The organism is Sorangium sp. So ce327 (assembly GCF_051530205.1).
Taxonomy (GTDB): domain Bacteria; phylum Myxococcota_A; class Polyangia; order Polyangiales; family Polyangiaceae; genus Sorangium; species Sorangium cellulosum_B.
This window is the reverse complement of record NZ_CP150330.1, coordinates 99,294-114,230: the sequence shown is the minus strand read 5'-3', so window position 1 is coordinate 114,230 and position 14,937 is coordinate 99,294. Positions and strand designations below refer to the sequence as shown.

At 70.7% G+C, this 14,937-nt stretch carries 12 protein-coding genes; 6 read left to right on the top strand and 6 right to left on the bottom strand.

The features are described from left to right. The first annotated feature begins 35 nt into the window (after positions 1-35). On the top strand, positions 36-662 hold the full coding sequence (locus WME95_RS00455; protein ID WP_437906433.1) for a Uma2 family endonuclease: 627 nt from the start codon (positions 36-38) through the stop codon (positions 660-662). A 10-nt stretch (positions 663-672) separates the two neighbouring features. Here the strand turns inward: WME95_RS00455 and WME95_RS00450 are convergent, their stop codons facing one another. The 3 genes from WME95_RS00450 to WME95_RS00440 form a co-directional block, all read right to left on the bottom strand. Then, the gene (locus WME95_RS00450; RefSeq protein WP_437906432.1) at positions 673-909 is read right to left on the bottom strand and encodes a hypothetical protein; all 237 of its coding nucleotides are present in this window, start codon (positions 907-909) and stop codon (positions 673-675) included. A 222-nt stretch (positions 910-1,131) separates the two neighbouring features. Then, positions 1,132-1,749 carry a hypothetical protein gene (locus WME95_RS00445; protein ID WP_437906431.1) on the bottom strand — a complete coding sequence of 206 codons (618 nt, stop codon included), beginning with the start codon at positions 1,747-1,749 and terminating at the stop codon, positions 1,132-1,134. A gap of 417 nt (positions 1,750-2,166) precedes the next feature. Continuing rightward, the gene (locus WME95_RS00440; protein ID WP_437906430.1) at positions 2,167-2,694 is read right to left on the bottom strand and encodes a hypothetical protein; all 528 of its coding nucleotides are present in this window, start codon (positions 2,692-2,694) and stop codon (positions 2,167-2,169) included. 154 nt (positions 2,695-2,848) lie between these two features. Between WME95_RS00440 and WME95_RS00435 the strand changes: the two genes are divergently transcribed. Continuing rightward, on the top strand, positions 2,849-3,697 hold the full coding sequence (locus WME95_RS00435; protein ID WP_437906429.1) for a GNAT family N-acetyltransferase: 849 nt from the start codon (positions 2,849-2,851) through the stop codon (positions 3,695-3,697). Positions 3,698-3,721: 24 nt separating this feature from the next. Here the strand turns inward: WME95_RS00435 and WME95_RS00430 are convergent, their stop codons facing one another. Continuing rightward, complete coding sequence (locus tag WME95_RS00430) at positions 3,722-4,033, bottom strand: hypothetical protein (protein WP_437906428.1); 312 nt, start codon at positions 4,031-4,033, stop codon at positions 3,722-3,724. Between the two features lie 487 nt (positions 4,034-4,520). On the opposite strand from WME95_RS00430, the gene WME95_RS00425 reads away from it, so the two are divergent. Then, a complete protein-coding gene (locus tag WME95_RS00425; RefSeq protein WP_437548526.1) occupies positions 4,521-5,522 on the top strand; it encodes an N-acetylornithine carbamoyltransferase in 1,002 nt (333 codons plus the stop codon). A 5-nt stretch (positions 5,523-5,527) separates the two neighbouring features. Next, the gene (locus tag WME95_RS00420; protein WP_437906427.1) at positions 5,528-6,862 is read left to right on the top strand and encodes an acetylglutamate kinase; all 1,335 of its coding nucleotides are present in this window, start codon (positions 5,528-5,530) and stop codon (positions 6,860-6,862) included. Between the two features lie 46 nt (positions 6,863-6,908). Here the strand turns inward: WME95_RS00420 and WME95_RS00415 are convergent, their stop codons facing one another. Beyond that, positions 6,909-7,700, bottom strand: a complete 792-nt coding sequence (locus WME95_RS00415) for a GNAT family N-acetyltransferase (protein ID WP_437548522.1) — start codon at positions 7,698-7,700, stop codon at positions 6,909-6,911. 165 nt (positions 7,701-7,865) lie between these two features. Next, positions 7,866-8,477: a superoxide dismutase gene (locus WME95_RS00410; protein WP_437715012.1), complete on the bottom strand. Its 612-nt coding sequence runs from the start codon at positions 8,475-8,477 to the stop codon at positions 7,866-7,868. Positions 8,478-8,787: 310 nt separating this feature from the next. Here WME95_RS00410 and WME95_RS00405 point away from each other — a divergent pair, with 310 nt between their 5' ends. Together WME95_RS00405 and WME95_RS00400 are read left to right on the top strand one after the other, a co-directional pair. Then, positions 8,788-10,614 carry an OmpA family protein gene (locus tag WME95_RS00405; protein ID WP_437906426.1) on the top strand — a complete coding sequence of 609 codons (1,827 nt, stop codon included), beginning with the start codon at positions 8,788-8,790 and terminating at the stop codon, positions 10,612-10,614. 13 nt (positions 10,615-10,627) lie between these two features. Continuing rightward, complete coding sequence (locus tag WME95_RS00400) at positions 10,628-14,881, top strand: hypothetical protein (protein WP_437906425.1); 4,254 nt, start codon at positions 10,628-10,630, stop codon at positions 14,879-14,881. Positions 14,882-14,937: the final 56 nt, after the last annotated feature.

The following is a 14,937-nucleotide window of genomic DNA, read 5'->3' as shown; positions in this document are numbered from 1 at the left end:
TCGCGGGAAGCCCGTGCGGTGGTACGATGGGTGCCATGGGTTCGACAGCGACAGCGGAGATCCTCCGACCTGAGCCGATGACGCTGGAGCAGTGGGCCGACCTGGAGGAGGACCAGCCGGGTGAGCTCCTGGACGGTCGTCTCGTGGAGGAAGAGGCGCCGACGACGCTGCACGAAGCGGTGGTGAGCTGGCTGATCGAGGTGCTGCGCGGATGGGCCCGACCGCGGGGCGGCTGGGTGTTCGGCTCGGAGTACAAGCTCGGCGTGTCGGCGCGACGCGGGCGCAAGGCCGACGTGTGCATGTACGCCCCGGGCGCGCCTCTCCGCGGCCGCGATGCGCTCTCCCGGATCCCCCCGACCGTGGTGGTCGAGGTGCTCTCGCAGCGGCCGCGTGACGTGCGACGCGATCGGATGGAGAAGACCCTCGAGTACGCCCGCTTCGGGGTGCGCTGGTACTGGCTCGTGGATCCGGACGCGCAGCTCTTCGAGCTGTTCGAGCTCGGCCCCGACGGGTACTACGTGCAGCGGTTGCCCGCCTCGGAAGGGAGGGTGCGCGTACCAGGGCTCGACGGGCTGGAGCTCGATCTGGATGCGCTCTGGGCCGAGGTGGCGCCGCTCCTGGACGACGACGAGCCGGAGCGGGACGAGAGCGGCGACAGGTGAGCCGGGGGCCTCAGGCCGGCGCTGCCACGGGAGCCTCGGCGGGCTTCGTCTTGGCCCGCCGCTTCTTCGGCGCCTGGACGGCGCCCAGCGGCGCGAACAGGGCCTTGTAGGTCCCGTCGTCCTCGTCCCACGCTGCCGCCGCGTGCCTCCTCAGCGTCCTGAGCGCCTTGGACCATTCGGGCAGGAGGGCGTCCCGCTCCGCGAGGGCCTTCGCGAAGGCGGCCTGCGGTTTGGTGAGCTTGGCCAATCCGCTTCATTCGTCGGCACGGCGTCCGCCCGCTCCACGGACGTCGCCAGCCGAAGGCCGGGACTTGGCGTCCCAGGAAGACCGGTCTCGTAGTTGACGACGTCGACCGCCTCGCTCTTGTAGCAGCCCGTCGTGGTGTACGTCTGCGGCGAGGTATAGTTGTAGCCGCCGACAAACGTCGCTACCGGAGTGCGCCAGGGTCACGCGCCTGCGCTCGGCGGCTCAGTTCGGCTCCCACACCGAACGGATCCTGAACTTCCGCGTCGGAAAGCCGCTGCCATTGCCGGTTCGGGCAGTGGCGACGACGCGGTAGCTGTGGGTGGCCACCATGGGCGTATAGAACTTGAGTCCGTGACTGATGCCAACGTTGCAGCCGCTGCCGGCGACGTAGTTGCCGCGTCTCTGCGCCATCTCCACGGGGACCATCACCCCGTCATCCTCGTAGTACAGGGTGGCCGCCATGAACAGATCGCGGCACGCCTCCGGGTCCGTCGGCAGGGTGTCCGCCCAATCCACGTACGTATTCAGCTCGTGGTTGGGGCCGGGCGCCGGAGTGAAACCGGCCTCGTAGCCGACGACGTCGACCGCCAGGCTCTTGTAGCAGGCCGTCGTGGTGTACGTCTGCGGCGAGGTGTAGTTGTAGCCACCGATGTAGGTCGTCACCGGCGCGACGGTAGCGCACGTCGCCTCGCTGTACGCCTGCTCCACCTCAGCGACGTCCTCATCGAGCGAATCGACCCCGTCGACCTGATCGTCCTGCATCTCCACGGCGCAACCCGTGGCGGCCATCGCGACCATCGAAGCGAATAGACACCCCACCACGGCATAAGCTCGGCTCATCGTGCCACTCTCCATGTGTAAAGCGTATGAGTACGGCGTCTCGACGTTCAGCGAGGGACCGCGGAGTTCATGATGCGCTGGTTCGCCCAGCCGGAGGTGTGGAGGCGAATCGCCTCTTCAGCAGCGCATTCCCTCGCCCGGCTCATCGTCGCCGCAGGGGCACATCGCAAGAGAGATGCCAGCCCGGCCCCCTCTGCTTCAACGTCATCACCGAGCCTCGAAGCCGGACCGGTACCGCTCCTCGACACGGGAAATGCAGCCCGAAGCGAGCTCCTCGCGCCACGCCAAGAAGCCGGAGCGCTGCCCGCGCGAGCGGCCGCAAGGGCGTGACATGTCACGCAGCGGGCCGTGACATGTCACGCAGCGGACCGTGACATGTCACGCAGCGGGCCGTGGACGCCGGGGTCCGACGGGCGCTCACCGCCGGCCGGGGGTCCGCACGTACCGCTCGTCGTCCACGGTGGTGGGAAAATCCTCGGCGTCGACGTGCTTGTACAGGTCGCCGTCGCGGATCTCGTAGCGCATGTACACGACGGGCTCCTCGATGGACTCCTCGACTCCATCCTGCAGGATGCGGGTGTACTCGAGCGCGATGTGGCCACGCTCGGTGTTGTACGAGGTGACGCGCGCGTAGAGGTCACGCGGAGCTCCCATGTACGGAAAGCGGTGGTGGAAGCTCGTCGCGCTCAGCTCGATGAGCGAGCCGTCATCCTCGCTGACCCACGTGCCCACGAAGGGCAGGCGCTGTGTCTCGTCCCTCCGGGACTCCGGCTCATCCGCCGCGTGCTTGGGCTCGGGCGCGCCAGGGCGCGAGGGCGGAAGCACGACCTCGACCGGGGCGGCGGCCCCAGACGACAGCCGAGCTGGCGAGGACCCGCAGCCGATGGAGTAGAGCGTCGCGAGCGCGAGGGCGGCGCACGTCGCGCCAAAGCCACGTCGGTGCATGAGGCGAGTCTACACCCGGACGGCGGGCGCCGGCCCCCTGGACGCGCGATGTACGGCGGGCGCCGGCGCCGCTCGACGCCGGCACCCAAGGGCCTCTTCCGAGGAGCCCGGTGTTCCTCGCACCGGAGCGCATCCGGTGACACAATCGCGGCCCGTGAGTGCCCTCCTCGCCGCCATCGAGCGGTTTTACGATGCCGTCCCTCGCTGGTGCGCCGACGCAGAGGATCACGGACCGCTGACCCTCTTCGTTCGCCGCGGCGACGGCTGGCCCTACTACGCCCGCCCCGCCCTCGGCCATCCCGGCCCCGTATCGGTCGAAGACGTGGCCGCCGTGCGCGCGCGTCAGCGGGAGCTCTCGATCCCGGAGGCGTTCGAGTGGGTGCTGGAGACCACCCCTGGGCTCGACGCCACGGCCGAGGCCGCCGGCCTGCATGTCCGGCGCTGCCCGCTGCTCGTGCTCTGCGGCGAGCCCCGCCAGACGCCTTTGCCGGAGGACGTCTCGCTCTCGATCATCACCGCCCAGGACCCGGATCTCGCCGCCGTGCAGGCCGTCGCGCCCGTCGCCTTCGGCGCGCTCGACACCGCGGTCGGTCCTGCGGGACCGGCCGAGCGGGAGGCCGCCGCGGCCGTGCTCCCGGCCGGACAGGCGGCCGCGTGGCACGCGTCGCTGATCGAGGGGACGCTGGTGCACGCGGCCGCTCGGGGCCGCGAAGGAGCGCTCGCCGGTCCGCTCTGCACCGGCAGCTACCAGCACGCGCGGGACGTCGCCGAGGTCGTCGGCGTGGGGACGCTGCCGGCGGCCCGGGGGCGCGGCCTCGCCGCCGCGGTCACCGCGGTTCTGGCCCGCCATGCGCTGGACGCCGGGCTCCGCACCGTGTTCCTGTCCGCGCAGAACGACCGCGTCGCGCGCGTCTATGAGCGGGTCGGGTTCCGGCGCGTCGCCACCGCGTGCATCGCAGAACCGCCCGCGCAAGCGGAGAGCGGCGCCGTCCTCGGAACGTGATGCGGCGCCCCACCGCTGCGCCGGTCAGACAGGGGCGACGTGGTAGTCCGGTCCCTCTTCCCCGCGCAGGATCTCGGTATGAACGACCGACGCGCTCCGCAGGTGCGCCACCTCCCCGAGCTCGGCGTCGCCGCGATATGCCGAGAAGGCCTGTTCGTCCGGAAACGTGACGAGGTGGATCTCCTTCAGGGTGAGCCCACCGCCGTCGGGCGCGGTCACCACGGTCCGCTCGATCGCGCCGCCGTACCGCGCCATCACCGCCGCGGCCCTCCTCTCGTACGCGCGGAACGCGTCGAGCGCATCGCACCGCACCGTGAGGATCACGACCAGCGTCACAGGAACAGCCGCTCCTTCACGCCACCCCACCACCAAAGCACAAAAAAAGAGCGCCCATTCGACGGTGGGGGGGGAAACCGTCACGGGCGCTCTGCCCTACTTGTTTAGCAGGATGCAGGCCAAGGGTTGCACCCCCGATTTCCGCGAGTCTTTCCCTAGGGGACCTGCGTACTCCTTTCGTTCCTGAAATCAGCACCTGCAATCCTGGTGTCCTCGCCACTGCCGAGGAGCTCGTCCAGCGGGTGGTGGGGCCGGCACGAGACCGTGCCCGCCACCGGCGTCGGTTCCCGCTCCCGACATGTCCTCGAAGCGAACCACGCTCACCGGTTTCTCGTCGCATCGCGCAGCGGTCCCCGCTCGCCGGAGGCGAAGGGCCGCCCCCTTGAATCGCCCGCGCGCCGCGCGGCGCGAGCAGCGTTGACATCACCGCCAGGCTTGCTCCTAATGCGAGTGCCCGCTCCGCGCCGTTCACACGAGGAGGCATCCGATGCGGCACTTCCTGACCACGATGGACTACACCCGCGCAGAGATCGAGGGCCTCCTCGAGCGCGCGCAGCGCTTCAAGCGGCGGCCGATCGAGCCGCGCCTCAAGGACCGCACCATCGCGCTCGTCTTCTTCAACCCATCGCTGCGGACGCGCACCTCCTTCGACGTCGGCATCCGGGAGCTCGGCGGCCACGCCGTCGTGCTCGAGCCTGGCCGGAGCGCCTGGCCCATCGAGTTCGAGGAAGGCATCGCGATGGATGGCGAGCCGGAGGAGCACATCCAGGAGGTCGCCCGCGTGCTCTCCCGCTACGCCGATCTCATCGGCGTGCGCGCGTTCCCCAAGTTCCAGCGCTGGGAGGACGATCGCCAGGACAAGGTGCTCCAGGGCTTCGCCCGCCACGCCACCGTGCCGGTCATCAACCTGGAGACCATCACCCACCCCTGCCAGGAGCTCGCGCTCGCGCTCGCCATGAAGGAGCGCCTCGGCCGCCTCGACGGCAAGAAGTTCGTCCTCACCTGGACGTATCACCCGCGCCCGCTCAACACCGCGGTCGCCAACTCGGCCGTCCTCATCGCGTCCAAGCTCGGCATGGACGTCACCCTCCTGTGCCCCAGCGAGGAGTACCACCTCGACGAGCGCTACCTCGACGCCGCCAGGAAGAGCGCCGAGGGCAACGGGCAGAAGCTCTCGATCACCTACGACATCAAGTCCGCCTACGAGGGCGCCCACGTCGTGTACGCGAAGAGCTGGGGCGCGATTCCGTACTTCGGGCGCTGGGAGCAGGAGAAGCCCATCCGCGACAAGAACAAGCACTTCATCGTCGATGAGCAGAAGATGGCGCTCACCGCGGGGGGGCTCTTCTCCCACTGCCTTCCGGTCCGGCGCAACGTGAAGGTCACGGACGCGGTGATCGACTCGCCAGCATCGATGGTCATCGACGAGGCAGAGAATCGGCTGCATGTCCAGAAGGCCGTGATGGACGTGCTGGCCAACGGGTGGTGACAACGATGGGTTCGACGCAAGACGTCATCGTCCGCCTGCTCAGGAACCTCGGCAGCCGCAAGGAGGTCGAGCAGTACCTGAAGCAGTACGCGGCCGTCGATCAGCAGAAGTTTGCGATCATCAAGGTCGGCGGCGCCATCCTCGACGAGGACCTCGAGGCGCTCGCGACCTCGCTCGTGTTCCTCAACCAGGTCGGGCTGTATCCCGTCGTCATCCATGGCGCCGGGCCGCAGCTCGATCGGGCGCTCGCCCAGGCGGGCATCCCGACGGAGCGGGTCAATGGCCTGCGCGTCACGACGCCCCGCATCCTGGAGATCGCCCGCCGCGTCTTCCTCCGCGAGAACCTGCGGCTCGTCGAGGCGCTCGAGGAGATGGGCACGCGCACGCGGCCGATCACGGCGGGCGTCTTCGAGGCGTCGCTGCTCGACGAGCCGCGCCTCGGGCTGGTGGGCAAGGTGGAGCGCGTCCACGTCGAAGCGGTGAGGTCCAGCCTCCGCGCCGGGCACCTGCCGATCCTGGCCTGCCTCGGGGAGACGCCGGGCGGGCAGATCCTCAACATCAACGCCGACGTCGCAGCGCGCGAGCTCGCGCTCGCGACGCAGCCGTTCAAGATGATCTTCCTCACGAGCACCGGTGGCCTCCTCGACGAGCACGGGCGCATCATCTCGGCCATCAACCTCGAGGAGGATTTCGCGGGCCTCATGGCCCAGCCCTCGCTGAACGACGGCATGCGCCTCAAGCTGCAGGAGATCAAGCTCCTGCTCGACGGGCTGCCGGCGACCTCCTCGGTCTCGATCACATCGCCCGATCACCTGGCGAAGGAGCTCTTCACGCACACGGGCTCTGGCACGCTCGTCCGCCGCGGCGAGCGGATCCTCCGGCACGACACGCTGGACGGCATCGACCGCGGCCGGCTTCGCGATCTGCTCGAGGCGTGCTTCGAGCGGAAGCTCGACGAGCACTACTTCGACAAGAAGCCTTTCTATCGCATCTACCTGTCCGACTCCTACCGGGCGACGGCGATCCTCACGCTCGATCCGGGCGGGAGGGCCCCGCTCACTCCGTACCTCGACAAGTTCGCGGTGACCTCGGAGGCGCAGGGCGTGGGGATCGGCGGCTCGCTCTGGACGCGGATGAAGAGCGAGAACCCGAAGCTGTTCTGGCGCGCCCGGAACGGCAACGAGATCAACCCCTGGTATTTCCAGCAGGCCGAGGGCAGCTACCGCAACGAGAACTGGACGGTGTTCTGGTACGGCCTGTCGAGCTTCGACGACATCCGCGCCTGCATCGATCACGCGCTGTCCTTGCCGGCGACCCTGCGCCAGCACGGCACGGTCTGACCCCGCCCTGACCCGCCGTGGCGAGCGCGCCTCGCCGCGCTAGGGCTCACGGCGGGTCGCCGCCGCCGTCGTTCTCCGCCTCTTCGAGCGGATCGATCGCCTCGTCCGTCGCGGGGCCCTCTGGGCGCGACGCCGGCTGCGGGCGCGACGCCGGCGGCGGGGCGCTCGACCTCTTCTCGCCGCCGCGCGCCTTCAGCGTCCGCCGCGGCGCTCGCTTCGGCTTCGCGGGCGCGCCGAGCGCCTCCGGGTTGCGGGGCTTCTTGAGCGCCCGAGGCGGCAGGAGCTCCGCGTCGACAGCGACCTTCTTCGCCATGAAGATCGCGGCGTCGAGCCGGTAGAAGCTGCGCTTCCGGTAGAACTTGAGGGCGCCGTCGTTGTTCTCGGCCACCTCCAGCACGAGGTGGGTGCAGCCGTGGATGCGCGCGAGGTGCTCGAGCTGCTCGAGCATGAAGGCGCCGACGCCGCGGCCCTGGTACTCGGGGTGGACCGCGAGCTCCTCGACGAAGAGCGGGCGCATGTCGTGCTTCGTGAAGTAGCGCTCGTTCATCCAGTTATCGGTCCCGGTGATCTCGAAGGCGCACTCCGCGTAGCCGACGATCTCCTGACCATGCGCCGCCCGGACCTCGAAGAGGAGCTGTTCGACCCCTTCTTCTTCGTAGACCTCGAGGAACCGCTTCTTCGAGCGAGGCCGCTGGTATTCGACCGTCTCCCGGTTCACGTCGCGGAACACCTTCTTGAGGAATTCCCAGACCCGGTTCAGGTCGCGCCGGTGGATCCGGCGCACGTAGATGAGGCTCTCTTCCCCGGCGGCGCGGGTGCTCGACTCGGCCTTGCTCATCGCCGCGCCCAGTCTACAGGACGAACGCGGGCGGGGCACTGGGGGCGAGGCAAGATCTGGAAAGCCGCGTCTCCGGGCAGTCCGGCCCGAGGGGAAGGGGGTCGTCGCGTGGCGCGGGAGCGCCGAACTCGCCGGCGGGGGCGCGTGCCCCCGCCGTGGAACGAATCAACCCTGCTGAGCGGGCGGCCCGATCTGCGCGAGGCGCGCCTCGATCACGTCCCAGTTCAGGCCCGAGAGCACGTTGGCCACGTAGTCCGCCTTCTTGGTCTGGTAGTCCGCAAAGTACGCGTGCTCCCAGGCGTCGATGGCGACCATGATATGCGTGTTCGCGAACAGACCGACATCGTGCTCGGTCCGGACGAGGTTATTGAAGAGCTTCTGCTCCTGGTAGTCGTACACGAGCACCGTCCAGCCGTGCGCGCTCAGGAGCGCCGCCTTCGTGTCGGCCAGCCAGGCGTCGAAGCTGCCGAACGACGCCTCGATGAGCTTCTTCGACTGGGCGCCCGGCCGCGTCGCGCCGCTGCCGAGGTTCTCGAAGTACAGCTCGTGGAGCACCGTGCCGTTGAAGGCGACGGGCTCGCGGCGCTTCAGCTCGCTGTACGCGTTGTACGAGTAGTTCGGCGCGCTGCGGTCGGCGTTGCCAAGCTGCTCCCGGATCTCGTTGAGCTTCTTCACGTAGCCCTGGTACAGCGTGAAGTGCGCCTTGAGCTGCAGGTCGCTCAAACCCTTGGCGTTGCCGCCGAGGAGGTTGTCGAAACTCTTGGGTTCGCGTGACATGGTCCCTCCTGAACGAGCACCGCAAGCCGTGCGTGCCGCGGCGTCAGGTGGCCGCTCTACCGCTGCCGCTCTCTGGTAGCAACCCTGCCGTGCGACGTGACACACCGCCGACTCACGACGCCATCGGGCCTGACCTTCCGCGCAGGAAACTCCGGACGCCGGCTCGCGCCGCGCCGCAGGGCGCCGCGCCCGAGCTGGCCCGATCGGCCGGCGCGCGCCCAAAAACCTCGTGAAACGTTGAACGCCGCCGCCGTTTCGGTCGATACTCCGGGTGCTTGCTGTTCCTTCGCGCAGGGAGGCGACCTCGTTCATGCCGGCTCGTACACAGGGGACCCATCCGACGGCCGCGCTCGCGGCGGCGCTGTGCCTGCTCGGCGCAGCGGCTCACGCCGAGGCGCAGGAACCCGAGAGCCCCGAAGGCTTCGCGCTCGACAGGTTCCAGCCTGCACCCGCCGGCGACAGGATGTTCGGAGTCCAGTCCGCCTACACGGCAGGAAGCGCCGCACCCCACATCATGCTCCTCGGCGATTACGCCCAGGATCCGCTCGTGTTGCGGCGGTTGTCGGGGAACGAGGACATCGGCGACGGCAAGGTCGTCGGCAGCCAGCTCCTGCTCCACCTGAGCGCCTCGCTCGCTCTGTGGGAGCGCCTCACGGTGAACGTCGATCTGCCCATCGCGCTCCAGTCGGGCGACGGCGGCGCCGCCTCCGGCGCCTTGCTGCCTCCGCCGACCAGCAGCGCCCTCGGGGATCTCCGGCTCGGCGCGCGCGCGACGCTCCTGGGCGGCTACTTCGATCCTTTCCAGCTCGCCCTCGGCGGCTACGTGTGGCTGCCGACCGGCGACCCCGAGGCGTATTCGGGCGACGGCAGCGTGCGCGGCGGTCCGCAGCTCATCCTCGGCGGCCACCTGGATCGCGCGGTGTGGTCGCTCGCCGCGGGGCCGGAGTTCCGGTCCACGAGGCAGTTCGCCAATGTCGAGCAGGGGATGACGGTGCACTGGGGCGCCGGCGTCGGGCTGCTGCTCGACGACGAGCGACGCCTGCAGATCGGCCCTGAGATCACCGGCGCGATCACGGTCACCGACGTCCAGCAGCGCACGACCAACCTCGAAGCCCTGCTCGGCGGGCGCTACCGCTTCGCGGACGACTTCGAGGCCGGGCTCGGCGTGGGCCCGGGCCTCACCCCCGGCGTCGGCACGCCCTCGTTCCGCGCCGTGGCCATGGTCGCCTACTCGCCCGAGGTGAAGCCGCCCGTGCAGGACCAGGACGCCGACGGCATCGCCGACGTGGACGACGCGTGCCCGCACACCCCGGGCGTCCGCAGCCCGGATCGCACGAAGAACGGCTGTCCGCCGCCCAAGGACGCGGACCACGACGGCATCCTCGACGCGGTCGACGCCTGCCCCGCCGTGGCCGGCGTCGCCTCGCCGGACCCGAAGAAGAACGGCTGCCCGCCGCCTGGGGACCGCGACAAGGACGGCATCACGGACGACGTCGACGCCTGCCCGGATCAGGCCGGCCCGCCGAACGACGACCCGAAGCAGCACGGGTGCCCGCCGCCGCCCGATCGCGACGGCGACAAGGTCCCCGACGCGTCGGACGCCTGCCCGGATCTGCCCGGCCTCATCACGACCGACCCGGCCACGAACGGCTGCCCGGGCGACACCGACGGCGACGGCATCCGCGACGACAAGGACGCCTGCCCGAACGAGAAGGGCAAGCCCAACGAAGATCCGACGCAGCACGGGTGCCCGGTCGCGGTCCGGGTGACCGAGACCGAGATCGTCATCCTGCAGCAGGTGCAGTTCGACATCGGCAAGGCGACCATCCGTCCGGTGAGCAACGAGCTGCTCGACGAGGTCGCCGGCGTGCTCAAGGACCACCCGGAGATCCTCAAGATCGAGGTCCAGGGCCACACGGACGACCGCGGCACGCGCCAGTTCAACACGAAGCTGAGCCAGGCCCGCGCGGAGTCGGTGCTGAAGGCGCTCGTCGAGCGCGGCATCACGGCCCAGCGCCTGCAGGCGAAGGGCTACGGCCCCGACGTCCCGATCGCGGAGAACAAGACCGAGGTGGGTCGCCAGAAGAACCGGCGCGTCCAGTTCAACATCATCGAGAAGGAAAAGAAGCAGCCCTAGGCTGGAGGCGTCGATGGCAAAGCGATTGGCATTCACGGGGCTCACCAGCGCCGCGCTGCTCGGGGCGCTCTCCGGGACCGCGAGCGCGGCTCCGGTGCGGCGGGTCCAGGTGGCGCAGCGGGGTGATTTCGTCCTCATCGGCAACACGCTCGCGCACGACTGCGCGTCGTCCACGCCCGCGCCGCTGGTGGGCACGGTCGGGACGTGCGGCACGACCGCGACGCTGGCGGACTCCGCGCCCGATATCTACTGGCGGGGCGACAGCCCCCTCGCCGGCCAGGCCGAGGCGAACAACACCGTCGATCCCGCGGCCGCCCGCAGCACCGCGGTCCTCAGCCTCCCCACGGGCGCTCGGGTGACCCACGCGTACCTCTACTGGACGGTGAGCCGCGACAGCGGCACCTCGGCCGATCTCACCGTGACCCTGGATCGGCCTGGCGGTTTCTCTTCGAGCGTGACCGGTACGATCTCGGGCCAGACGGAGATCTTGGGCCTCGCCCACGCCCAGACGGTCGCCAACGTCACGTCGATCGTGCAGACGCGCGGCGCGGGAGCGTATCGCCTGAGCGGGATCTCCAACGGGACCGATCTGGACAGCGTGAGCCAGCAGATCGCGTTCGCCGGCTGGTGGATGGTCGTGCTCTACGAGCTGACGACCGCGCCCGCGCGGAACCTCGCCGTCTTCGACGGGCTGGATCAGGTGATCGACGGCGCGACGGTCGGCTGGAGGATCTCGGGGTTCGTCGTCCCCTCGGGCGGGGGCCAGGCGAAGCTCGGCGTCATCGGGTACGACGGCGACAGCTCGACCGGCGACGCGCTCGAGTGGAACGGGACCGCGCTGTTCGACGCGCAGAACCCGGCGAACAACTTCTTCAACAGCTCCCGTTCGTTCCTCGGCGCGCCGATGTCCTCGGCGGGCGATCTGCCGAGGCTCACCGGCGGGCCGCTGAGCATGAGCGGCATCGACATCGACGTGACGCAGGTGCCGGCCAACCTGCTCATGGCCGGCGACACGGAGGCCAACGTCGGAGCGGCCGTCGACGGCGCCGACAGCTACCTGCTCGGCGGCCTCATCACGTCGGTGCCGACGCGCCTCCCGGATCTCTCCACGTCGACCAAGTCGGTCCTCGACCTCAACGGCGGCGGCGTGACGCCTGGCGACACGCTCGAATACACGATCCTCGTCGCCAACACCGGGGACGACAACGCCGCGGCGGTCGTGCTGAACGACCCGCTGCCCGCCGGCGTCACCTTCGTGCCGGGCTCGCTCGAGATCGCCTCGGGCCCGAACATGGGCGGCGTGACCGACGCGCCCGGCGACGACGAGGGCGAGTACGTCGCCGGCACGCGGACGATCCGCGTCCGGCTCGGCGACGGCGCCGACGCGGCCCAGGGCGGGTCGCTCGGCGTCAGCGAGACCACGACGGTGCGGTTCCGCGTGACCATCGATCCGGGCACGGACGGCGAGATCGCGAACCAGGCCATCATCACCGGGCAGAGCCCCGAGGGAGGCGCGGCCCAGGACTACCCGACGGACGGCAACGGCGCGGAGCCGGGCACGCCGCCCACGGAGATCCTCGTCGACAGCGACGGCGACGGGCTGAGCGACGGCGACGAGAGCTTCGCTGGCACGGACCCGAACGACGCCGACACGGACGACGACGGCGTGAGCGACGGCGACGAGCAGCTCTGGGATCGCGACACCGACGGCGATGGCCTCGTCAACGCGCGGGACGTCGACAGCGACGACGACGGGCTGTTCGACGCGACGGAGATCGGCTTGACGGACTGCGACGGTCCGGGGACGGACGCGCTGGCGGGGCACTGCGTGCCCGACGGCGACGCCGGAGCGACGACGACCGACCCGCTCGACGCGGACACCGACAACGGCGGCGTGCTCGACGGCTCCGAGGACGCGAACCTGAACGGCGTGCTCGACGCGGGCGAGAGCGACCCGGCGGCCGGGCACGGCGCCGACGACCAGCGCGCCGACGCCGACAGCGACGGGCTCGGCGACGATCTCGAGAGGACGCTCGGCACCGATCCGAACGACGCCGACAGCGACGACGACGGCGTGCGCGACGGCGACGAGCCGAACCCGACGGACGACAACGACGGCGACGGGCTGATCAACCCGCTCGACGTCGACAGCGACAACGACGGCCTCTTCGACGGGACCGAGCTCGGGCTCGGCTGCGACGGCCCGGGCACCGACGCGACGGCGGGCAACTGCGCTGCCGACGGCGACGCGGGCGCCACGAGGACGTCGCCGCTCGAGGCCGACACGGATCGCGGCGGCGCGAGCGACGGCTCCGAGGACGTCAACCTGAACGGCGCGCTCGACGCGGGCGAGACCGACCCCCGTTCCGGTCACGGAGACGACGATCCGCAGAACACGGACACCGACGACGACGGGCTGAGCGATGATCTCGAGGTCTCGCTCGGCACGGACCCGAACGACGCCGACACCGACGGAGACGGCGTCCGCGACGGGCTCGAGCCGAACCCGGCGGACGATACGGACGGCGACGGGCTCCTCAACGCGCTCGACGTCGACAGCGACAACGACGGCCTCTTCGACGGGACCGAGCTCGGCCTCGCCTGCGACGGCCCTGGCACCGCGCCGTCGCGGCACTGCGTCCCGGACGGGGACGCCGGCGCCACGAAGACGTCGCCGCTCGACGCGGACACGGACGACGGCGGCGCGAGCGACGGCTCCGAGGACGCCAACCTGAACGGCGTCGCGGACAACGGCGAGACGGAACCGACCCGCGGGAGCGGCGACGACGACGGCGACAACGACGACGAGGACGAGGACGGGCTGAGCGACGACCTCGAGGAGACGCTGGGCACGGACCCGGACGACGCGGACTCGGACGACGACGGCGTGCAGGACGGGCAGGAGCCGAACCCGTCGGACGACGCGGACGGCGATGGGCTCATCCACCCCCTCGACGTGGACAGCGACGACGACGGCCTCTACGACGGGACCGAGCTCGGCCTCGCCTGCGACGGCCCCGGCACCGACGCGGACGCCAAGCACTGCACGGCGGACGGGGACAGCGGGGCCACGACCACGTCGGCGCTGAGCCGTGACACCGACCGGGGCGGCGCGACCGACGGCTCCGAGGACGCCAACCTGAACGGCGCGCTCGAGGCCGGCGAGACCGACCCGACCGCCGGCAACGGCGCCGACGACAGCCAGAACGCCGACGGAGACGACGACGGGCTGAGCGACGATCTCGAGGTGTTCCTCGGTTCGGATCCGGAAGATCGCGACAGCGACGACGACGGCCTGCTCGACGGCGAGGAGCCGAACCCCAGCGACGACGGCAACGGCGACGACCAGCCCGACGTCCTGGACGCGGACAGCGACGGCGACGGGCTCTTCGACGGCACCGAGGCCGGGAAGGACTGCGCGGACGCGGACACCAATGCCGCCGCCGAGAGCTGCACGCCCGACGCCGACGGCGGGACCACCACGACGAGCGTGGTGAATCCCGACACGGACCGCGGCGGCCAGAGCGACGGCGATGAGGACCTGAACCACGACGGTAAGGTCGACGAGGGCGAGACCGATCCGAACGACGCCGGGGACGATCTCGGCGATCGCGACGGCGACGGCCTCTCGAACAGCGAGGAGACGGCGCTCGGCACCGATCCGGACGACGCCGACAGCGACGACGACGGCGCGCTCGACGGCGAGGAGGTCGAGCCCGGCGTCGACACGGACGAGGACGGGAAGATCAACGCGCTCGATCCCGACAGCGACGGGGACGGGCTCCTCGATGGGACCGAGCTGGGCAAGGGCTGCTCGCACGAGGACACCGACGCCGACGCGGCCACCTGCGTGCCGGACGGCGACGACGGGGAGACGACGACCTCGCCGACGCAGGCCGACACCGACGGCGGCGGAGCGAGCGACGGCGAGGAGGATACGGACCACGACGGGGTGGTCGACGAGGGCGAGCGCGATCCGAACAACCCCGCGGACGATCAGCCCGCGCAGTGCGAGCAGGACAGCGCTTGCGGCGCAGGGATGGTGTGTGACGAGGAGACGAAGGAGTGCGTCCCGGGTTGCCGCAACCCCGACGACACGATCGGCCCGTGCACCGAGCCGCTCCCCGGTGAGGGCATCGTGGTGGAAGGCGGCGGCTGCGCCTGCACGGTGGGCGCGGAGGGCGACGGCAGCCGCTCGGCGCCGTGGGCCTTGCTCGCGGCCGGCGCCTGCGCCGCCGTGCTGCACCGGCGCCGCCGGCGCAGCTGAGCTCTCCCCCCCGCGCCGCGCCCCCCGCGCCGCGCAGGAGGGGGCGCCTGTGCTAC

Excerpts from the sequence above, each read along its gene's own strand:
- WME95_RS00455 (WP_437906433.1), top strand. The coding sequence starts at position 36 with ATGGGTTCGACAGCGACAGCGGAGATCCTCCGACCTGAGCCGATGACG.
- WME95_RS00445 (WP_437906431.1), bottom strand. The coding sequence starts at position 1,749 with ATGAGCCGAGCTTATGCCGTGGTGGGGTGTCTATTCGCTTCGATGGTC.
- WME95_RS00440 (WP_437906430.1), bottom strand. The coding sequence starts at position 2,694 with ATGCACCGACGTGGCTTTGGCGCGACGTGCGCCGCCCTCGCGCTCGCG.
- WME95_RS00425 (WP_437548526.1), top strand. The coding sequence starts at position 4,521 with ATGCGGCACTTCCTGACCACGATGGACTACACCCGCGCAGAGATCGAG.
- WME95_RS00420 (WP_437906427.1), top strand. The coding sequence starts at position 5,528 with ATGGGTTCGACGCAAGACGTCATCGTCCGCCTGCTCAGGAACCTCGGC.
- WME95_RS00415 (WP_437548522.1), bottom strand. The coding sequence starts at position 7,700 with ATGAGCAAGGCCGAGTCGAGCACCCGCGCCGCCGGGGAAGAGAGCCTC.
- WME95_RS00410 (WP_437715012.1), bottom strand. The coding sequence starts at position 8,477 with ATGTCACGCGAACCCAAGAGTTTCGACAACCTCCTCGGCGGCAACGCC.
- WME95_RS00405 (WP_437906426.1), top strand. The coding sequence starts at position 8,788 with ATGCCGGCTCGTACACAGGGGACCCATCCGACGGCCGCGCTCGCGGCG.
- WME95_RS00400 (WP_437906425.1), top strand. The coding sequence starts at position 10,628 with ATGGCAAAGCGATTGGCATTCACGGGGCTCACCAGCGCCGCGCTGCTC.